Raw genomic sequence first — 18,867 nt, 5'->3', positions numbered from 1 at the left:
CAGCCCGTCCGGTGGTCGCGGGCACGCCCGCGCAGGCACGTCCTAGAGGCTCTTGCGCTCCGCCGCGATCGTGTCGACCCGCTTGCGGACCACGAACCAGCCGCCGACCAGGGCCGCCGCGATCAGCGGGAGGCACATCACGGTCGTACGGCCGATGCCGCCGCCCCACCACATCAGGACGACGACGCTGGCGAGGAAGGCCAGCGTGACGATCTGCGTGTACGGGGCCCAGGGCAGCCGGTAGGAGGGGCGGGTGACCTTGCCCTCCTGGGCGCGGCGCCAGAAGAGCAGCGAGCACAGCATGATCATGCCCCAGGTGCCGAGGATGCCGATCGACGCGAAGTTGAGGACGATCTCGAAGGCCTCGCCGGGCATGACGTAGTTGAGGCCGACGCCCAGGACGCCGAAGCCGGCGGTGAGCAGGATGCCGCCGTACGGGACCTGGCCCTTGTTCATGCGGCCCGTGAACTTCGGCGCGGAGCCCGCCAGCGCCATGGAGCGCAGGATGCGGCCGGTGGAGTACAGGCCGGAGTTCAGGCTGGAGAGGGCCGCCGTCAGGACGACGAGGTTCATGACGTCGGCGGCGCCGGCGACGCCGAGCTTGTTCATGACGGTGACGAAGGGGCTCTCGTCGCCGGAGTACGCGGTGTACGGGAGCAGCAGCGCGAGCAGGACGACGGATCCGACGTAGAAGATGCCGACGCGCCACATGATCGAGTTGATCGCCTTCGGCATGATCTTCTCGGGGTTCTTGGTCTCGCCCGCGGCGACGCCGCACAGTTCGACCGAGGCGTACGCGAAGACGACGCCCTGGATGACCAGGAGCATCGGCAGCATGCCGACCGGGAACAGGCCGCCACCGTCGCTGATGGTGGAGAAGCCCGGGGTGTGGCCGTCGAGCTGGTGCTGGGTGACGACGAGGTAGATGCCGATGGCCATGAAGACCACCAGGGCGGCGACCTTGACGATCGCGAACCAGAACTCCATCTCGCCGAAGTACTTCACCGAGATCAGGTTCGCGGTGAGGACGACGGCGAGGGCGATCAGGGCGAGGAGCCACTGGGGTACGTCGCTGAACATGGCCCAGAAGTGGGCGTAGGTCGCGGCGGCCGTGATGTCGGCCACCGCGGTGGTCGACCAGTTGAGGAAGTACAGCCAGCCCGCCGCGAAGGCGCCCTTCTCCCCCATGAACTCACGGGCGTAGGAGACGAAGGCGCCGGAGGACGGGCGGTAGAGGACCAGCTCGCCCAGTGCGCGGACGACGAAGAAGGCGAAGACGCCGCAGACCGCGTAGGCGATGGCCAGGGACGGGCCCGCGCCCGCCATCCGGCCGCCCGCGCCCAGGAACAGGCCGGTGCCTATCGCTCCGCCGATGGCGATCATGTTGATGTGGCGGGACTTGAGGTCCTTGCTGTAACCCTCGTCACCCGCATCGACATGTGGGGATGTCGACACGGGGTCGGCGGGACCGGCCGGGGCCGCAGACAGAGTGCGGTCACTCATGAATTTTTTCGCCTTCATTTGGGGGGAGTGCGGCACCGGGCCGCACGATCGCGTGAAGAGTGGTCTCGACGTGTTCGAGGTGGGCGGTCATCGCCTGTAAGGCCGCCCCCTCGGAGCCGCGGACGATGGCGTCCACGAGGGCCCGGTGTTCGAGGTCCGACTGGCGTCGCCGGTCCCCGAGCTGGTTCAGGAAGGTGGACTGCCGGGCGAGAGCGTCCCTGATCTCTTCGATGATCTTGCGGAAGACAGGATTGCCCGAAGCCTGTGCGACACAGGTGTGGAAGAGCGTGTCCAGCGTCACCCACGCGGCGGGATCGGACTCCTGCTCCATCTTCCCGATCAGACGCGTCAGCAGGTCGACATCGTCCTGCGTCCGCCGAAGAGCAGCGTAACCCGCGACGGGGATCTCGACGTGCCGCCGCACTTCGAGCAGGTCGCGGGAGGAGTACGCGCCGAAGACCGGATTCTGGTCGGGCCCGTTCGCCGCGACGTACGTGCCCTTGCCGGCCCGGGACACCGTGAGACCGAGCGCCTGGAGGGCGCGCAGGGCCTCCCGCACGACGGAGCGGCTGACCTCGAAGCGCTTGCCGAGCTCCGCCTCCGTGGGGAGTTTCTCGCCGACGGCGAGCTCTCCCCGCTCTATCGCCTCCCGGAGGTGGGTGAGGACGGCTTCCATCGCGCTGATGCGCCGGGGTGAGTCCCCACCTGTCCGGCTGTCTGACAAGACCATGCGGAGAATGCTCGGAGGTCGGACACGCAAGCGTCAAGAGTGACCGAAGAGTTGATTTAAGGCGAAGAAAAGGATAATGAGACGGACATTCGGGACGTATCACGGGGCGAGGACATCGAGCTCCTGGAGGGCGCCGACGGCGATCTCGCGGGTGAGCCGCTCGGCCCGTACCGCGTCACCTTCCCTTACGGCTTCGGCGACTTGGACGTGCAGCGTGACGGCAGTGGGGTCCGGGTCCTCGAACATCACCTGGTGCCTGGTGCGCCCGGTGAGGACCTCCGCCACCACGTCGCCGAGCCGGGCGAACATCTCATTGCCTGATGCACGCAGTACCACGCGGTGGAAGGCGATGTCGTGCACGAGGTACGCGTCGAGCTGCCGGCCGCGCGAGGTGGCGACCATGCCGAGCGCGCGCTCGGTGAGCTCCGCGCACTGCTCCGGGGTCGCGAACTGCGCGGCGAGTCCGGCGGCCACCGGCTCCACGGCGGAGCGCAGGACGGTCAGGGAGCGCAGCTGGCGGGGGCGGTCGGCACCGGCCAGCCGCCACCGGATGACCTGCGGGTCGTAGACGTTCCACTCCTCGGCGGGGCGCACGGTCACGCCCACCCGGCGCCGGGACTCCACGAGGTGCATCGACTCCAGGACCCGGACCGCTTCGCGGATCACCGTGCGCGAGACGTCGAAGCGCCGGGCGAGCTCGTCCGTACGCAGCACGCTGCCGGGCGGGTACTCACCGGCGGTGATCGCGGGACCGAGGCATTCCAGCAGCTGGGCGTGCAGTCCCCGGGCCTGGTTGGTCATGGGGTCAGCGTACGGGGCGCCCGCCGGGAACAAAAAGTACGACGTTTATGTCACAGCCTCTTGAATACGTCGTACCTAATAGGTTTCAGTAGCGCGACGGACCGATGTCGAAGAAGACAGCGAGGCACTCGACTCATGAACAGCCCCCACGTCGTCGTGGTGATGGGCGTGGCAGGGACCGGCAAGACCACCATCGGTCCCCTGCTCGCCGGACGGCTCGGCGTCCCGTACGCCGAGGGTGACGACTTCCACCCCCCGGCCAACATCGCCAAGATGTCCGCCGGCACCCCGCTGGACGACTCGGACCGGTGGCCCTGGCTCGACTCGATCGGCCGGTGGGCGCACGGCAGGGCCGGGCTCGGCGGCGTCGTGAGCAGCTCCGCGCTCAAGCGGTCCTACCGCGACCGGCTGCGGGCGGCCGCCCCCGACGCCGTGTTCCTGCACCTCACGGGCGACCGGAAGCTGATCGAGGAGCGGATGCGCGAGCGCAGGGGCCACTTCATGCCCACCGCGCTGCTCGATTCGCAGTACGCCACCCTGCAGCCGCTCCAGGAGGACGAGGCGGGCGTGTCCGTGGATGTCTCCGGCACCCCCGAGGACATCACCGAGCGAGCCGTCGCGGCCCTGCGCCGGCTCGACAGCGGCCGGTCCGACAGCGGCCGGTAAGACTTCAGGAAGAACTTCAGAAAGAAGAAGACCGTGACCAGTCTCAGCGTCGAGACGCTGGCAGCGGACGTCGTCGAGCCGATCACCTCGGCGGGCAACGGCCAGTTGGGGATAGCAGTCCTCGCGGGCATCGCCGTCATCGTCCTGCTCATCACGAAGTTCAAGCTCCACGCCTTCCTGGCGCTGACCATCGGGTCGCTGGCGCTCGGGGCGTTCTCGGGCGCCCCTCTCGACAAGGCCATCTCCAGCTTCTCGACCGGCCTCGGCAACACGGTCGCGGGCGTCGGCGTGCTGATCGCGCTCGGCGCGATCCTCGGCAAGCTGCTCGCCGACTCCGGCGGCGCGGACCAGATCGTCGACACGATCCTCGCGAAGGCGAGCGGCCGGGCGATGCCCTGGGCGATGGTGCTGATCGCGAGCATCATCGGTCTGCCGCTCTTCTTCGAGGTCGGCATCGTGCTGCTGATCCCGGTGGTGCTGCTGGTCGCCAAGCGCGGCAACTACTCGCTGATGCGGATCGGCATACCGGCGCTGGCCGGTCTGTCCGTGATGCACGGGCTGATTCCGCCGCACCCCGGCCCGCTGGTCGCGATCGACGCGATCGGCGCCAACCTGGGCGTCACGCTGGCGCTCGGTGTGCTCGTCGCGATCCCGACCGTGATCATCGCGGGCCCGCTCTTCTCGAAGTACGCCGCCCGCTGGGTCGACGTACCGGTGCCCGAGAAGATGGTTCTCCAGCGTCCGTCCGAGGACCTGGAGCGCCGTCCCGGCTTCGGCGCGACCGTCGCCACGGTGATGCTGCCGGTCGTGCTGATGCTGGCCAAGGCGCTCGTGGACATCGTGGTCGACGATCCCGGGAACGTCGTCCAGCGGGCCACGGACGTCATCGGCTCGCCCCTGATCGCGCTGCTCGCGGCCGTACTGGTGGGACTCTTCACGCTGGGCCGCGCCGCCGGCTTCACCAAGGACCGCCTCTCCACGACCGTCGAGAAGTCGCTCGCCCCGATCGCGGGCGTGCTGATGATCGTCGGCGCGGGCGGCGGCTTCAAGCAGACGCTCATCGACGTGGGTGTCGGCCAGATGATCCTGGACTTCTCCGAGGACTGGGCGATCCCGACGCTGCTGCTGGCCTGGCTGATCGCCGTCGCCATCCGGCTCGCGACGGGCTCGGCGACCGTGGCCACCATCTCGGCGGCCGGTCTCGTCGCCCCGCTCGCGGCCGACATGTCGACGTCGCACGCGGCGCTGCTGGTCCTCGCGGTGGGTGCGGGCTCGCTCTTCTTCAGCCACGTCAACGACGCCGGATTCTGGCTGGTGAAGGAGTACTTCGGCATGGACGTCGGCCAGACCGTCAAGACCTGGTCGGTGATGGAGACGATCATCTCGGTGGTCTCACTGGTCTTCGTGCTGCTGTTGTCACTCGTCCTGTAGGCGCCGGTGGCGCGGAACTTCGTGTTCCGCCGCCCACAGCGGGTGTTCCCGTTCCGCCCACCGGCGGTCCGCAGTCCCGGTGCGCACCAAGCGCCGGGACTGCGGGCGCATCGGGGCCGTCCCCCGTGTCCGGCGACAGGGACCGCGGGTGGCCGTCGGACGTGCGTCCGGTTCGCGTCCGGTCCGTCCCGGGCGCCGTCAGGCTTCGGTGGCCTGCTTCTCCAGCTGGAACGCCTCGTTGCCCAGGCCGATCCGGGCGTGCACCTCGGGCTTCGCGCGGCGCAGTACGGCGCCGTACACCAGGCCCGCGACGAGTGCGGCGCCGATGACGCCCGGCAGGACCCAGCTCAGTGCGGAGCCCGGACCCGCGCCCACGAGTACGTCGAAGTCCTTGACCGTGTAGAACGCGATGACCAGCAGGGCCGCCCCGGCGATGCCGGAGGCCACCAGACGCCCCGCCTGCGCCCGGCCGGCCCCGCGGCGTACGAAGAAGGCGATGACCGCGAGCGACGCGGCGGCCATCAGCACGATGACGCCGAGCGCTCCGACGTTGCCCATCCAGGTGAACAGGTGCAGCACCGGCACGGTCGGGTCGCCGACCGGTGTGTCGTCGGTGAGCGCGAAGGCGAGGACGACGGCCGCGGACACGCCGGACTGGAGCAGCGATCCGGCGGCGGGCGCGCCGCTCGTCTTGTTCGTACGGCCGAAGGAGGCGGGCAGCAGTCCCTCGCGGCCCATCGCGAAGGCGTACCGCGCGACGACGTTGTGGAAGCTGAGCAGCGCCGCGAACATGCCGGTCACGAAGAGGATGTGGAGCACGTCGGTGAAGGTGGAGCCGAGCCTGCTCTCGGTGAGGGTGAAGAGGAGGCCGGGCCCCTGCTCTCCGGCGACCTTCACGATCCGGCCGGGACCGGCGGCGACGCTGAGGGCCCAGGCGCTCAGCGCCAGGAAGAGCGCGGCGTAGCCGACGGCGAGGAACATCACGCGGGAGACGACGATCTGCGGGCGGCTGGTCTCCTCGGCGTACACCGGAGCCTGCTCGAAGCCGACGAAGGCGGCGATGCAGAAGCAGAGCGCGGTACCGAGTCCGGCTCCGGTCAGGGTCTCGGGGTTGAACGCCTGGAGGGACAGGCCCTCCTTGGCCGGGTCGGCGATGGCGGCCACGTCGAAGATCACGACGAGCGCGCACTCGACGACCAGCAGGACGCCGAGCACCTTGGCGTTGAGGTCGATCTTGAGCCAGCCGAGCGCGCCGACGGCCAGCACGGCGAGGAGCGCGGGGACCCACCAGGCGAGGGTGATGTCGAGGTAGGTGGCGAAGATCCCGGAGATCTCGAAGCCGAGGATGCCGTAGATGCCGACCTGCATGGCGCTGTACGCGACGAGGGCGACCAGGGAGGCTCCGGCCCCGGCGGTCGGGCCGAGGCCGCGGGCTATGTAGGCGTAGAAGGCGCCGGCGTTGTGGACGTGGCGGCTCATCTCGGCGTATCCGACGCTGAACAGCATCAGGACCACACCCAGGATGACGAAGAGGAGGGGCTGTCCGACGACGCCCATCACGCCGTATGTGGTGGGCATGACACCCGCGACGACCATGAGCGGGGCGCTCGCGGCCAGCACGGACAGAAGGAGACCCGTCGTGCCGAGGCGGCCGGCCCGCAGCGCGCGCTCCTGCCCCTTGTACGTACGGATCTCGCCGCTTGCGCCGGTGCTTCTGCTCTTCTCGCTCGTGCTCGAACTGCCCGTCGACATGGCGGGGTTGTCCCTTCGCTTCGGTGACGTGTCGTGCGGAGTCATGCGGTGCCCCGTCATGCGGTGCCGAGTCATGCGGTGCCGAGCGCGGCACTGCGCGCGGCGCGGAAAGCCTGCTGCGGGTCCCGGCCGGGGTACGACCACGGGGCTTCGGTGGCGTGCGGGCCGATGCGGCCCAGCAAGGCGGCCGCCTCGGCGGGCCTGCCCTCGCAGAGCTTGGCGTGGGCCAGGAAGTTGAGGTCGACGAGGCGGCGCGGGTGGCCCTCGTGCTCCCACTCCAGCCACCAGTCGAACGCCGCCTTCATCACCTGGCGGGCGCGGCGGCCGGTCCAGTGGCCGGACGCCCCGGGGTCCGTCGACTCCCGGCCCGCGACGGCGAGGGCGCGGTAGCGCTCGGCGTGGGCGACCACGGGGAGTACGGCGAGCGGGGAGTCGGCCGGGGCCTGTTCGGCGGCCCAGGCGGCGAAGTCGTACACCTCGTGGAGCGGGTCGCTGCCGGTGTCCGGCCTGCGTTCGGCGAGGCGGGCCGCCATCAGGTGGTGGGCGTGGTGGTGCTCGGGGTGGCGCAGCCGTACCTGGTCGAAGAGCTGGGTGACCTCTTCCTCCGTACCGAGGGAGCGGGCCAGGAGCAGCAGGGCGAGCCAGGGGGTCGGGTCGGCGGGCGCGCGTTCGGCGGCGCGGCGGCACGCCTCGCGCGCCAGGGCCTCGGGTTCCTTGCCGCGCAGTGTGCCGAGGACGGCGGCGCAGGCGACGAGGGTGACGGCGTCGGCGCTCTCGGGCTCGGCGAGCAGCCAGTCCCCGGCCCAGGCGGCGACGCCGGCGGCCTGGGCGAGTACGACGAGGCGGTGGCCCCGGCGGTCCCAGTCGTCGCCGGTCGCGGCGATCAGGGAACGGGCCTTGGTCCAGCGGCCCTGGATCAACTGGGCGCGCACCTCGACGAGTGCGGTGTCGTCGAGGGCGGGGTCGAAGGAGCGGTCGGTACGGCGGCGCGAGCGGCCGAGGGATGGCGGAAGTGGGGGCATCCGCGAGTCCTCCACGGCGCAGTGTGCGAGCGTCTGATCACGCACAGCAAACCGGTAGGGGATGCTTCGCGTCAAGGCCGGTCTAAACCAACTTTGAGCTGCGGCGCGGTAGTTGAAAACGCTCCGACCTCCCGCATCCCGCTTCCCCCAAGCCCTAGGCTTGTCCCATGCCTGAACGCCCACCGCTGCCGCCGTGCCTGTTCGCCTTTCCCGGGCCGCTGCGCGACCGGCTGGTCGCCGCCGTGCTGTCCGGCGAGAAAGTGTCGACGACCGGTCTGCTCGCCGAGTACGAGGCGGAGAAGGAGGAGCTGCCGCCGGTCGGTGAGCGTTCCGTGGTGATCGGCTCGGACGGCCGCGAGGTCGCGGTGGTCGAGCTGACCGAGGTGCGGGTGCTGGCGCTCGGCGACGTGGACCTCCAGCACGCGCTGGACGAGGGCGAGGGGTACGCGTCGGTGGCCGCCTGGCGTGCGGGGCACGAGAGGTTCTGGCACAGCGAGGAGATGCGGGAGGCGCTGGGCGACCCGGAGTTCACGGTCGACGACACGACGGCGGTCGTCGCCGAGCGCTTCCGGGTCGTGGAGCGGCTGGACGGGACGGCGTTGGTGTAGGCGGTGCGCCCGCACCAACGCCCGCGCCAACGCCCGCACCACGCTCTTACGCCACCGCCACCGCCACCGGCTTCGCCGCCGCCCATGCCGGCGCCTACGCCACCGCCTTCGCCGCCGCGCGGCCCGCCGTGCGGCCGGAGAAGAGGCAGCCGCCCAGGAAGGTGCCCTCCAGGGAGCGGTAGCCGTGTACGCCGCCTCCGCCGAACCCCGCAGCCTCGCCCGCCGCGTACACGCCGGGCAGTGCGTCGCCGCCCTCCGTGAGCACCCGCGAGGACAGGTCGGTCTCCAGGCCGCCGAGCGACTTGCGGGTGAGGATGTGCAGGCGTACGGCGATGAGCGGACCCGCCTTCGGGTCGAGGATGCGGTGCGGCGGGGCCGTACGGATGAGCTTGTCGCCCAGGTAGTTGCGGGCGCCGCGGACCGCCATCACCTGGAGGTCCTTGGTGAAGGTGTTGGTGGTCTCCCGGTCGCGGGCGGTGATTTCGCGGCGCAGCGCGGCCTCGTCGATCAGCGGCTCCTCGGTGAGCGCGTTCATGCCGCGCACCAGTGAGGCCAGGTCCTTCTCGACGACGAAGTCCGCGCCCTTGTCCATGAACGCCTTGACGGGGCCGGGGACATCGGCCCGCGCGCGGCCGATGACGTCACGGACCGACTTCCCCGTCAGGTCCGGGTTCTGCTCGGACCCCGAGAGGGCGAACTCCTTGCCGATGATCTTCTGGTCGAGGACGAACCAGGTGTAGTCGTACCCCGTCTTCATGATGTGGTCGAGCGTGCCCAGGGTGTCGAAGCCGGGGAAGAGGGGTACGGGCAGCCGCCTGCCGCGGGCGTCGAACCAGAGGGACGAGGGGCCGGGGAGGATGCGGATGCCGTGCTTGGCCCAGATCGGGTCCCAGTTCTGGATGCCCTCCGTGTAGTGCCACATCCGGTCACGGTTGATCATGCGGCCGCCGGCCGCCTCCGCGACGCCGAGCATCAGGCCGTCGACGTGCGCGGGTACGCCGGAGAGCATCGAGGCGGGCGGCGTGCCGAGCCGCTGCGGCCAGTTGGCGCGTACGAGATCGTGGTTGCCGCCGATGCCGCCCGAGGTGACGATCACCGCCTGGGCCCTGAACTCGAAGGACCCGGCCGTCTTCCGGCTGCTGGCGGCGCCGCGCACGGCGGCCGAGGGCTCCAGGACCTCCCCGGTGACGGTGTCCACCGACCCGGCGCTGCGGGCGAGACCGGTGACGCGGTGGCGGAACCTCAGCCGGACCAGACCGCGCGCCACGCCGTCGCGCACACGGCGCTCGAAGGGGGCGACGAGCCCGGGGCCCGTGCCCCAGGTGATGTGGAAGCGGGGTACGGAGTTGCCGTGCCCGGTGGCGTCGTAGCCGCCGCGCTCGGCCCAGCCGACGACCGGGAAGAAGCGCACGCCCTGCCCGTGCAGCCAGGCCCTCTTCTCACCGGCGGCGAAGTCGACGTACGCCTCGGCCCATTTGCGCGGCCAGTGGTCCTCCTCCCGGTCGAAGCCGGCCGTGCCGCGCCAGTCCTGGAGGGCCAGCTCGCGGCTGTCCTTGATGCGCATGCGGCGCTGCTCGGGCGAGTCGACGAAGAAGAGCCCGCCGAAGGACCAGTGCGCCTGGCCGCCGACGGACTGCTCGGGTTCCTGGTCGAGCAGGATCACCTTGCGGCCCGCGTCGACGAGTTCCGCGGTGGCCGCCAGGCCGGCGAGGCCCGCCCCGATCACGATCACATCAGCGTCGTACGCCATGGTTTCCGTCCTTGCCGGGGCGAGTGGAACGATCCGAGCGCGAGGTTACTCGTGCGTCAGATCTTCGGCAGCGGCGAGCGGAGCGTCAACAGGTCCCCGGGGGTGGGATGGGATGGCCCGTATGAATCCTGCGCGTCCTGAGGGCCCCGAGAGTCCGGTGGGCCCGAGTCCCCGGAGCCCGGTGAGTCCCGCTGAAGAAATCCTGGACATCGTCGACGAGAACGACGAGGTGACCGGGCAGGCCCCGCGCGGTGAGGCGTACGCGCGCGGTCTGCGCCACCGCTGCGTCTTCGTCCTGGCGCGGGACGGCGAAGGCCGGTACTTCGTGCACCGCAGGACGCCGGTGAAGCTGGTCTTCCCCTCGATGTACGACATGTTCGTGGGCGGGGTCGTCGGCGCGGGCGAGTCGTACGACGAGGCGGCGCTGCGGGAGGCGGAGGAGGAGCTGGGCGTCCCGGGGCTGCCCGCTCCCGTGCCGCTGTTCAAGTTCCTGTACGAGAGCGACGACGCCACGCGGACCTGGTGGTCGTACGTCTACGAGGTGCGCTGCGACCTGCCGGTGGACCCGCAGCCGGAGGAAGTCGCGTGGCACGGCTTCCTGACCCGGGCGGAGCTGGAACGGCGGCTCGCCGGCCCGGGGTGGGAGTGGGTGCCGGACGGCCTGGCGGCGTGGGAACGGCTGCGCGCCTTCGAAGGCGGTTCGGCCGAATCCGGCCGGTAGGGTGCGGTGGATGATCGAGTTCGCGCGGAGTCTGCGGCTGTGGTTCGCGCCACAGCGCATCAGGGAGGAAGGCGAGACCCCCGACTACCGCTTCTCGCTGGCCAACGAGCGCACCTTCCTCGCCTGGATCCGTACCGCGCTGGCTCTCATCGGCGGCGGTTTCGCGGTCGACCAGTTCCTGCCGGGCCTGGCCTGGGGGGTCCGGGCCGGCATGGCGCTCGGGCTGCTGGCGGCCGGGGTGCTGTGCGCGCTGCGGGCGGTCAACCACTGGGTGCGCTGCGAGCGGGCCATGCGGCGCGGCGAGGATCTTCCCGTCACCCGCTTCCCGACGCTGCTGAGCCTCGTGGTCGCCGTCGTCGCGGTCGCCATGGTGGTGGTCGTCCTCTTCGGCTGGGGGGGCAGCCGTTGACCTCCGCCACCCCCGTTCCCGCCAGGGACCCCGGCCTTCAGCCGGAGCGGACCCGGCTGGCCTGGCGCAGGACCACGCTGTCCTGCACGGTGGTGGCCGTGCTCGCGGCGAAGCAGGCGGTCCAGGACGGGGCCGGCGTGGCCCCGGTGATCGCCGCGGCGCTCTGCGTGCTCGTCTGGCTGGGGTTCCTGCGGGTCGCCCACCGCCGCATCCAGGCCGTCGGCGGCACGGCCCGGCCGGCCCCGATGCCGGTGGGCGCCGCGCTGACGGCGACGGCCTGCACGATCGCCCTCGCCGGGTTCGCCGTGGCGATCGTGGTCTGACCCGGGACCGGACCCGGACCCGGAACCGGAGGCGGACCCGGATGAAGCGGGCGTTCGGGACTAGCCTTGAAGTACCGCAAAGCATCTGGAATCGCACCAGAGGTGAGTACGATGACCCTCCTCCACCAGGAGCACGCCACTCACGGGCACACGCACGGCCAGGACTGCGGGCACACCGCGGTGCCGCACGGCGACCACACCGACTACGCGCACAACGGGCACCTGCACCGGGAGCATTCCGGGCACTGGGACGAGTGCGAGTCCGCGGATCACATCACGCACGGCAGTCACCCGCATCAGCACGGCCAGGACTGCGGGCACAGCGCCGTCACACACGGCGACCACCTCGACTACGTCCACGACGGCCACCGCCACGCCGCTCACGACGGCCACTGGGACGACCACTGATCACAGGATTCCGGTCCGGCCCCCGGTCTCCCTTCCCCCGGGCGGCCGTCAACTGGCAGGCTCGGTCCGACCAGTTCGGCCACCGACCGGGGGAACCCCATTGCCCGCCACCGACCCGTACACCGTCCGGCTCGCGCCCCAGGTGCACGCCTACATCCAGCCGGACGGCGGATGGTGCCTGAACAACGCGGGATTCGTCAGCGACGGCGCTTCGACCCTCCTCGTCGACACCGCCGCCACCGAGCGCCGCGCGCACGCCCTGCGCGAAGCGCTCCTCGCGACTGGCGCGCCACTCCCCCGCACCGTCGTCAACACCCACCACCACGGCGACCACACCTACGGCAACAGCGTCTTCCTGCCCGAGGCCACCGTCGTCGGGCACGACACCTGCCGCGCCGAGGTCCTGGCCGCCGGGCTCCAGCTGCACCTGGTGTGGCCGCACAACGACTTCGGTGACATCACCGTCACCGCCCCCGCCCTCACCTACAGCGAACGGCTCACCGTCCACGCGGGCGGCACCGAGGTGCGGATCCTCCACCCGGGCGTCGCGCACACCACCGGCGACTCGGTCGTCCACCTGCCGGAGTACGGGATCGTCTTCACCGGTGACCTGGTCTTCCAGGGCGGCACGCCCTTCCTCCCCATGGGATCGCTCAGCGGTTCCCTGCGCGCGCTCGACCTGCTCCGCTCGCTCGGCGCCGACACCGTCGTGCCCGGCCACGGCCCCGTCACCGACCCGTCGGCGTACGACGCGACCGAGCGCTACCTGCGGTACGTCGCCGAGCTCGCCGAGGCCGGGCACGCCAAGGGGCGTACGCCCCTGGAGACCGCGCAGGAGGCCGGTCCCGGGGACTTCGCCGAGCTGCGCGAGAGCGAGCGGCTCGTCGCCAATCTGCACCGCGCGTACGCCGAACTGGACGGTCTGCCGGAGGGCTCGCCGCTCGATCCGGTGCTCGTCTTCGGTGACATGGCGGTCATGAACGGCGGGAAACCGGTCGCCTGCCACGCGTGATCCCCGTCTCGGGGCACGTCGGCACACTGGACGGCATACCGACTGGTCGGCATGATGAGGCGCGACGATTGTTCGCCCCCGGAGGTGCCCCCATGAGCGCAGTGAGCGCAGTCCACCCGCCAGGTCTCGATCCCGATCGGCTGCGCGGTCACCTCGACTGCGAACGGCCGGGGCTGGTGCGCGGACCGCTCGGCGCCCGGCTCATCGAGGGGGGCCGCTCGAACCTGACGTACGCCGTCACGGACGGCACGTCCCGGTGGGTGGTGCGGCGGCCGCCGCTCGGCCACGTGCTGGCGACCGCGCACGACATGAAGCGCGAGTTCCGGGTGATCAGCGCCCTGCATCCGACGGACGTGCCGGTGCCCGCGCCGGTGCTGCTGTGCGAGGACGAGTCGGTCCTGGGGTCGCCGTTCTACGTCATGGAGTTCGTGGAGGGCGTTCCGTACCGTACGGCCGACGAGCTCGCCGCGCTGGGCGCCGAGCGCACCCGCGCCGCCGTACTGGGTCTCGTCGACACCCTCGTCGCCCTGCACGCCGTGGACCCCGAGGCGGTGGGTCTCGGCGACTTCGGCCGTCCCGAGGGCTTCCTCGACCGGCAGCTGCGCCGCTGGGGCAAGCAGCTCGACGCCTCCCGCAACCGCGAGCTGGCGGGCATCGACGAGCTGCACGCCGCGCTCGGCCGCTCCCTGCCCGGCTCCCCCGTGCCCACGGTCGTGCACGGCGACTACCGGCTCGACAACGTCCTGATCGGTGGCCCGGGCGACCGGATCAACGCCGTCCTCGACTGGGAGATGTCGACGCTCGGCGACCCGCTGACCGACCTCGGGCTCCTCGTGATGTACAGCTCCGAGCTGGGCCTGCCCGACTCCCCCGTCTCCACGACGTCCGGCGCCCCGGGCCACCCGTCGGCGCGCGAGATCGTCGAACGGTACGCCGCCGGGTCCGGCCGGGACACCTCCGGCATCGCCTGGTACACGGCGTTCGCCTGGTTCAAGCTCGCCGTGATCCTCGAAGGCATCCACTACCGCTACACGCTCGGGCAGACCGTCGGCGCCGGCTTCGACCGGATCGGCGACCTCGTGCCCGTCTTCATCGAGCACGGTCTGACCACCCTCCAGGAAGGCTGAGGCACCATCATGGACTTCGCATACGACGCCCGGACCGAAGAGCTCCGCGCCGGACTCCTCGCCTTCATGGACGAGTTCGTGTACCCGGCCGAGGCCGTCGCCCACGAGCAGCGCGCACGCCTCGCCTCGCCGTGGGACACCCCGCAGGTGGTGGAGGACCTCAAGGCGCAGGCGCGCCGGCAGGGCCTGTGGAACCTCTTCCTCCCCGATGCGGGGTACGGAGCCGGGCTGACCAACCTCCAGTACGCTCCGCTCGCGGAGATCACCGGCCGCAGCCCCCAGTTGGCGCCGACGGCCCTCAACTGCGCGGCTCCGGACACCGGGAACATGGAGCTGCTCGCCCAGTTCGCCTCGGACGAGCAGAAGAAGCAGTGGCTGGAGCCGCTGCTCGCGGGCGAGATCCGGTCGGCGTTCGCGATGACCGAGCCGGAGGTCGCCTCGTCGGACGCGACGAACATCGAGACCCGGATCGAGCGTGATGGCGACGAGTACGTCGTCACGGGACGCAAGTGGTACATCTCCGGGGCGATGAACCCGGACTGCAAGATCTTCATCGTGATGGGCAAGACCGACCCGGACGGCGCGGACGTCCGCCGTCAGCAGTCGATGATCCTGGTGCCGCGCGACACGCCGGGGGTCGAGATCCGGCGCGCGATGCAGGTGTACGGGTACGAGGACCACTCCCACGGGGGCCACGCCGAGGTCGTCTTCGACGGGGCGCGCGTGCCCGCGTCCGCTCTCGTCGGCGAGGAGGGCGGCGGCTTCGCCATCGCCCAGGCCCGCCTCGGCCCGGGGCGAATCCACCACTGCATGCGGCTGATCGGCATGGCGGAGCGGGCGATCGAGCTGATGTGCCGCCGGGCGGTGGAGCGTACGGCCTTCGGCAAGCCGCTCGCCCAGCAGGGCGTCGTGCACAACTGGATCGCGGACGCGCGGGTGACGGTCGAGCAGCTGCGGCTGCTGGTGCTCAAGACGGCGTGGCTGATGGACACGGTGGGCAACCGCGGGGCGCACACCGAGATCCAGGCGATCAAGATCGCCACGCCGCGGGCGGTCGTCGACATCATCGACAAGGCGGTGCAGCTGCACGGCGCGGGCGGGGTCAGCCAGGACTTCCCGCTGGCGGAGCTGTGGGCGGGAGCGCGGACGCTGAAGCTGGCGGACGGGCCGGACGAGGTGCACCAGCGGTCGCTGGCGCGGCGCGAGCTGAAGAAGTACGTCTAACGAGGTGTGGGGGGCGTGGGGTACGGGTGCGCCTGCGGCGGGCCTGCCCCCGCGCGGCCCCTTCCCGAGCCGGGGCGCTGCCCCGGACCCCGCTCCTCGAACGCGCGTAGGACGTCCCGGGGGCGTCCCGGGGGCGTCCTGGAGGTCTGGGGGGTTGCCCCCGGTTTCGGGAGGGGGCGGGCGGGGGAAAGCCCCGCGCGGCCCCACCCGACCCCGGCGCCGCCCCCTACGGCCGCAGCGCCCGCAGCAACAGGTCCGCCAGGTGGTCCGCCACCTGCTGCGGCGTGAGGGGGCCGTCCGGGCGGTACCACGTCGACAGGTGGTGGACGGAGCCGAAGTGATAGTCCACCACCAGGTCGGCCGGGGTCGCCGTCGAGAAGACCCCCGCCTTCTGGCCCTCTTCGACCAGCGCGCGGAACCGCTCGTGGTAGCGGCGCCGTTCCGCCCGTACCTGCTTGTCCTTCTCCGGGCTCAGGTGGTGCATGGAGCGGAAGAAGATCGACGCGTCGTCCAGGTTGTCGATGGTCGTGACCACCACGTCCGCCGCCGCGTCCCGCAGCCGCTGCTCCACCGGCGCCTCGGCGTCGGCGAACGCGTCGAGGCGCTCCTGCTGGAGGCGCAGGACACGGGCGTACACCTCGTGCAGCAGGTCGTCCTTGGAGCCGAAGTAGTGGTAGAGCGCGCCCTTGGTGACACCGGCCGCCTCGACGATCTCCTGCACCGACGTGCGGTCGTAGCCGCGCTCGGCGAAGAGGCGGGTGGCGGCGGCCAGCAGTCGCTGGGGGACGGGGATGCCGCTCCCGTCCGTCGTCCTGGCCATTGCCGCCACCTGCCTTTCGTCGAAACAACCTGGGGGGAGTGTGGAGAGTTCAGGAACGGGAACGCAGTTCCCGCCTGAGGATCTTCCCACTCGTCGTCTTGGGAAGTTCCGGCAGGATCTCCACTGCGCGCGGGTACTTGTACGCGGCCAGCCGCTCCTCGCAGTACGCCGAGATCTCCGCCGGCGCCACCTCGGACCCGGGGCGCAGGCTGACGTACGCCTTGACGCTCTCCCCCCGGTACGCGTCGGGGACGCCGACGACGGCCGCCTCGCGCACCGCCGGGTGGGTGTAGAGCACGTCCTCGACCTCGCGCGGCCAGACCTTGAAGCCGGAGGCGTTGATCATGTCCTTCTTGCGGTCGACGACGTAGAGCCAGCCGCCCTCGTCCATGAAGCCGATGTCACCGGTGCGCAGCTCCCCGCCGGGGAAGGTCTCGGCGGTCGCCTCCGGGCGCCGCCAGTAGCCGGGGACCACCTGCGGACCGCTGACGGCGATCTCGCCCTGCTCGCCGAAGGGCACGTCCTCGCCCTTCTCGTCGACGATGCGCACCACGGTCTCGGGACCCGGTACGCCGACGGAGAGCGTGCCGGAGACCGGGTCGACCGGGGCCTCCTTCTCGGGCGGCACGGACGCGCAGGGCGCGGTGCACTCGGTGAGTCCGTAACCGTTGCGGATGTACGGGCCCAAGCCCGCCCGGAACTTCTCCACCAGGGCGGGCGGCAGCGGGGCCCCGCCCGAGGAGATCACCTGGAAGGACGCGAAGTGCTCGCGGGTGACGCCCGGGGCGGCGGCGAGCGCCATGAAGGCGGTGGAGGGGCCGACGGTGTAGGCGGGGCGGTGCTCGGTGAACGCGTCGAGGACGACGCCCGGATGGAAGCGGTAGGCGAGGACGAGGGTGCCGGCGTTGGCGACGCAGGTGGCCAGTTCGCAGACCATGCCGGTGATGTGGAAGAGGGGGGCCAGGGCGAAGTACGCCGAACCCTCGGCTATCGAGTGCCCGGTGCGCTGGCGCTCGGCGTTGTACATGATCCCGCCGTGGGCGTTCATGGCGCCCTTGGGGGTGCCGCTGGTGCCCGAGGTGTAGCTGATCAGCGCCACGTCACCGGCGGTGAGTTCGCGGTCGGCGGGGGCGGCGAGGCCCTGGCGGGCGACGGTCACCAGGTCGTCGGCGTCGGACGCCTGCGGCGCCACCCGCTCGAAGTCCAGGACCCGGGTGTCGTTCCTGGTCTGGAGGTCCAGCTCGCAGGCGGTGAGGGCGATGCGTACGGGCGAGTCCGCGGCGGCGAGGCGCAGGTACGCCTCCCACGCGCGGTCCGAGCAGATCAGCGCGGTCGCCCCGGCGTCCCCGAGCGCGTGGGCGACCTCGGCCGACTTGTACATCGGGTTCAGGGGCACGACGGTGGCGCCGGCCTTCCAGGCGCCGAGCAGCGCGATGACGAAGTGCGGGCTGTTCTGGAGCATGACCGCGACCCGGTCGCCGCGCCGCAGGCCCTTGGCCGCCAGGTGGCCCGCGACGGAGTCCGAGAGCGCGTCGGTCTCGCGGTAGGTCAGCCGGCCGTCGAAGTAGGCGAGGGCGGGGTGGTCGGGTGCGCGGTCCACCGCGCCGGCGAAGGCGTGCAGCAGGGTGGCCGGCGGGTCCGCGGGCGCCCGCTGGGCCTCGCTGAGCTGGGCGAGCCAGGGCCTGGCCGCGTAGACCGACACGCTCGACGCGCGCGTCGCCCTGCTCGGGTTGTCCGACTCGCCCGGCTTGCTCGTCGTGCCACTCATCGGCCGGCCTCTTCCCACTTCTGCTGCAGGTGGTTCATGCCGGTCAGCCAGCGGTCGGGACTCCCGGCGCGTGCCTGGTAGTACCCGGCGACCTCGGGGTGCGGCAGGATCAGGAAACGGTCGGCCGCGATGCCGTCGAAGAGCGCCTCGGCGACGTCCTCCGGCTCGACGGCGGTGGGCGCGAGGACCAGCGCGCCGGCCGAGCCCGCGGCGGTCAGCATATCCGTGCGTACGCCCTGCGGGCAGATCGCGTGGACCTTGACCCCGCGGTGGCGGTAGGTCAGCGAGAGCCACTCGGCGAAGGCCAGCGCGCCGTGCTTGCTGACGCTGTACGGGGCCGCCCCGACCATGCTCAGCAGGCCGGCCGCCGAGACGGTGGACACGAACCGGCCACTGCCTCGCTCCAGCCAGTCGGGCAGCAGCGTCCTGGCCGCCCTGACGTGGGCCATCACGTTGACGTCCCAGGCCGCGGCCCAGACCGCTTCGTCGGCGAAGGCGTCGCCGGGCGAGGCGAGGCCCGCGTTGGCGCAGTACACGTCGACCGTGCCGCCGAGCGCCTCGCGGGCCTCCTCGACGATCGCGGAGGCGTCGCCCGCGACGGCGGTGGCGCCGGTCTCGTCGGCGATCGCCCTGGTCTTCTCCGGGTCGAGGTCGTTGACGACGACGCGCGCGCCCCCGGCCGCGAATCTGCGGGCGAGCGCGGCTCCGATGCCGCCTCCCGCACCGGTGACGACGACTCCCGCGTCCTGGAACTGGCTCATCCTTGAGGCCCGCCTCTCCTGCCGACAACCT

19 protein-coding genes are annotated in these 18,867 nt (G+C 71.5%); 10 read left to right on the top strand and 9 right to left on the bottom strand.

What is annotated here, in order from left to right; genetic code table 11:
- Positions 1-42: 42 nt before the first annotated feature.
- From ACWDZ4_RS16360 to ACWDZ4_RS16350, 3 genes are all read right to left on the bottom strand, one after another.
- Positions 43-1,503, bottom strand: a complete 1,461-nt coding sequence (locus tag ACWDZ4_RS16360) for an amino acid permease (RefSeq protein ID WP_451509061.1) — start codon at positions 1,501-1,503, stop codon at positions 43-45.
- On the bottom strand, positions 1,496-2,233 hold the full coding sequence (locus ACWDZ4_RS16355) for a FadR/GntR family transcriptional regulator (protein ID WP_451509060.1): 738 nt from the start codon (positions 2,231-2,233) through the stop codon (positions 1,496-1,498). Before ACWDZ4_RS16355 ends, ACWDZ4_RS16360 begins: the two co-directional genes overlap by 8 nt.
- A gap of 99 nt (positions 2,234-2,332) precedes the next feature.
- Positions 2,333-3,034, bottom strand: a complete 702-nt coding sequence (locus tag ACWDZ4_RS16350) for a FadR/GntR family transcriptional regulator (RefSeq protein ID WP_451509059.1) — start codon at positions 3,032-3,034, stop codon at positions 2,333-2,335.
- Positions 3,035-3,169: 135 nt separating this feature from the next.
- Here ACWDZ4_RS16350 and ACWDZ4_RS16345 point away from each other — a divergent pair, with 135 nt between their 5' ends.
- Positions 3,170-3,700 carry a gluconokinase gene (locus ACWDZ4_RS16345; RefSeq protein WP_451509058.1) on the top strand — a complete coding sequence of 177 codons (531 nt, stop codon included), beginning with the start codon at positions 3,170-3,172 and terminating at the stop codon, positions 3,698-3,700.
- Between the two features lie 33 nt (positions 3,701-3,733).
- Positions 3,734-5,131 (top strand): GntT/GntP/DsdX family permease, encoded by a 1,398-nt coding sequence (locus ACWDZ4_RS16340; RefSeq protein ID WP_451509057.1) that lies wholly within the window; start codon positions 3,734-3,736, stop codon positions 5,129-5,131.
- Positions 5,132-5,329: 198 nt separating this feature from the next.
- Here the strand turns inward: ACWDZ4_RS16340 and ACWDZ4_RS16335 are convergent, their stop codons facing one another.
- Both ACWDZ4_RS16335 and ACWDZ4_RS16330 read right to left on the bottom strand, forming a co-directional pair.
- Complete coding sequence (locus ACWDZ4_RS16335; RefSeq protein WP_451509091.1) at positions 5,330-6,883, bottom strand: APC family permease; 1,554 nt, start codon at positions 6,881-6,883, stop codon at positions 5,330-5,332.
- Positions 6,884-6,954: 71 nt separating this feature from the next.
- On the bottom strand, positions 6,955-7,905 hold the full coding sequence (locus tag ACWDZ4_RS16330) for a hypothetical protein (protein WP_451509056.1): 951 nt from the start codon (positions 7,903-7,905) through the stop codon (positions 6,955-6,957).
- Positions 7,906-8,072: 167 nt separating this feature from the next.
- Between ACWDZ4_RS16330 and ACWDZ4_RS16325 the strand changes: the two genes are divergently transcribed.
- Entirely contained in the window at positions 8,073-8,513 is a 441-nt protein-coding gene (locus ACWDZ4_RS16325; RefSeq protein ID WP_451509055.1) for an ASCH domain-containing protein, read from the top strand.
- A 94-nt stretch (positions 8,514-8,607) separates the two neighbouring features.
- Here the strand turns inward: ACWDZ4_RS16325 and ACWDZ4_RS16320 are convergent, their stop codons facing one another.
- On the bottom strand, positions 8,608-10,263 hold the full coding sequence (locus ACWDZ4_RS16320) for an FAD-binding dehydrogenase (RefSeq protein ID WP_451509054.1): 1,656 nt from the start codon (positions 10,261-10,263) through the stop codon (positions 8,608-8,610).
- Between the two features lie 181 nt (positions 10,264-10,444).
- Here ACWDZ4_RS16320 and ACWDZ4_RS16315 point away from each other — a divergent pair, with 181 nt between their 5' ends.
- From ACWDZ4_RS16315 to ACWDZ4_RS16285, 7 genes are all read left to right on the top strand, one after another.
- Positions 10,445-10,984: an NUDIX domain-containing protein gene (locus ACWDZ4_RS16315; RefSeq protein ID WP_451509053.1), complete on the top strand. Its 540-nt coding sequence runs from the start codon at positions 10,445-10,447 to the stop codon at positions 10,982-10,984.
- 10 nt (positions 10,985-10,994) lie between these two features.
- On the top strand, positions 10,995-11,393 hold the full coding sequence (locus ACWDZ4_RS16310) for a YidH family protein (protein ID WP_451509052.1): 399 nt from the start codon (positions 10,995-10,997) through the stop codon (positions 11,391-11,393).
- On the top strand, positions 11,390-11,716 hold the full coding sequence (locus ACWDZ4_RS16305) for a DUF202 domain-containing protein (RefSeq protein WP_451509051.1): 327 nt from the start codon (positions 11,390-11,392) through the stop codon (positions 11,714-11,716). The genes ACWDZ4_RS16310 and ACWDZ4_RS16305 overlap by 4 nt, the downstream gene beginning before the upstream one ends.
- Before the next feature lie 111 nt (positions 11,717-11,827).
- Entirely contained in the window at positions 11,828-12,124 is a 297-nt protein-coding gene (locus ACWDZ4_RS16300; protein WP_451509050.1) for a hypothetical protein, read from the top strand.
- 100 nt (positions 12,125-12,224) lie between these two features.
- Positions 12,225-13,136 carry an MBL fold metallo-hydrolase gene (locus tag ACWDZ4_RS16295; protein WP_451509049.1) on the top strand — a complete coding sequence of 304 codons (912 nt, stop codon included), beginning with the start codon at positions 12,225-12,227 and terminating at the stop codon, positions 13,134-13,136.
- A gap of 101 nt (positions 13,137-13,237) precedes the next feature.
- Complete coding sequence (locus tag ACWDZ4_RS16290) at positions 13,238-14,263, top strand: phosphotransferase family protein (protein ID WP_451509090.1); 1,026 nt, start codon at positions 13,238-13,240, stop codon at positions 14,261-14,263.
- Positions 14,264-14,272: 9 nt separating this feature from the next.
- Complete coding sequence (locus ACWDZ4_RS16285) at positions 14,273-15,487, top strand: acyl-CoA dehydrogenase family protein (protein WP_451509048.1); 1,215 nt, start codon at positions 14,273-14,275, stop codon at positions 15,485-15,487.
- Between the two features lie 226 nt (positions 15,488-15,713).
- On the opposite strand, the gene ACWDZ4_RS16280 is transcribed toward ACWDZ4_RS16285, so the two are convergent.
- Genes ACWDZ4_RS16280 through ACWDZ4_RS16270 form a run of 3 tightly spaced genes read right to left on the bottom strand, consistent with a single transcriptional unit; the run spans position 15,714 to position 18,836 of the window.
- Positions 15,714-16,307 carry a TetR/AcrR family transcriptional regulator gene (locus tag ACWDZ4_RS16280; protein ID WP_451509047.1) on the bottom strand — a complete coding sequence of 198 codons (594 nt, stop codon included), beginning with the start codon at positions 16,305-16,307 and terminating at the stop codon, positions 15,714-15,716.
- Positions 16,308-16,356: 49 nt separating this feature from the next.
- Complete coding sequence (locus tag ACWDZ4_RS16275) at positions 16,357-18,075, bottom strand: class I adenylate-forming enzyme family protein (protein ID WP_451509046.1); 1,719 nt, start codon at positions 18,073-18,075, stop codon at positions 16,357-16,359.
- Positions 18,072-18,836, bottom strand: a complete 765-nt coding sequence (locus ACWDZ4_RS16270; RefSeq protein ID WP_451509045.1) for an SDR family oxidoreductase — start codon at positions 18,834-18,836, stop codon at positions 18,072-18,074. The genes ACWDZ4_RS16275 and ACWDZ4_RS16270 overlap by 4 nt, the downstream gene beginning before the upstream one ends.
- Positions 18,837-18,867: the final 31 nt, after the last annotated feature.

This window comes from Streptomyces sp. NPDC003016 (assembly GCF_053591455.1).
The sequence above is the reverse complement of the archived record's forward strand: the minus strand, read 5'-3'. Positions and strand labels throughout refer to the sequence as shown.

Coding starts and splice junctions, on each gene's coding strand:
- ACWDZ4_RS16360 (WP_451509061.1), bottom strand. CDS start 1,503: ATGAGTGACCGCACTCTGTCTGCGGCCCCGGCCGGTCCCGCCGACCCC.
- ACWDZ4_RS16355 (WP_451509060.1), bottom strand. CDS start 2,233: ATGGTCTTGTCAGACAGCCGGACAGGTGGGGACTCACCCCGGCGCATC.
- ACWDZ4_RS16350 (WP_451509059.1), bottom strand. CDS start 3,034: ATGACCAACCAGGCCCGGGGACTGCACGCCCAGCTGCTGGAATGCCTC.
- ACWDZ4_RS16345 (WP_451509058.1), top strand. CDS start 3,170: ATGAACAGCCCCCACGTCGTCGTGGTGATGGGCGTGGCAGGGACCGGC.
- ACWDZ4_RS16335 (WP_451509091.1), bottom strand. CDS start 6,883: ATGTCGACGGGCAGTTCGAGCACGAGCGAGAAGAGCAGAAGCACCGGC.
- ACWDZ4_RS16330 (WP_451509056.1), bottom strand. CDS start 7,905: ATGCCCCCACTTCCGCCATCCCTCGGCCGCTCGCGCCGCCGTACCGAC.
- ACWDZ4_RS16325 (WP_451509055.1), top strand. CDS start 8,073: ATGCCTGAACGCCCACCGCTGCCGCCGTGCCTGTTCGCCTTTCCCGGG.
- ACWDZ4_RS16320 (WP_451509054.1), bottom strand. CDS start 10,263: ATGGCGTACGACGCTGATGTGATCGTGATCGGGGCGGGCCTCGCCGGC.
- ACWDZ4_RS16310 (WP_451509052.1), top strand. CDS start 10,995: ATGATCGAGTTCGCGCGGAGTCTGCGGCTGTGGTTCGCGCCACAGCGC.
- ACWDZ4_RS16300 (WP_451509050.1), top strand. CDS start 11,828: ATGACCCTCCTCCACCAGGAGCACGCCACTCACGGGCACACGCACGGC.
- ACWDZ4_RS16285 (WP_451509048.1), top strand. CDS start 14,273: ATGGACTTCGCATACGACGCCCGGACCGAAGAGCTCCGCGCCGGACTC.
- ACWDZ4_RS16280 (WP_451509047.1), bottom strand. CDS start 16,307: ATGGCCAGGACGACGGACGGGAGCGGCATCCCCGTCCCCCAGCGACTG.
- ACWDZ4_RS16275 (WP_451509046.1), bottom strand. CDS start 18,075: ATGAGTGGCACGACGAGCAAGCCGGGCGAGTCGGACAACCCGAGCAGG.
- ACWDZ4_RS16270 (WP_451509045.1), bottom strand. CDS start 18,836: ATGAGCCAGTTCCAGGACGCGGGAGTCGTCGTCACCGGTGCGGGAGGC.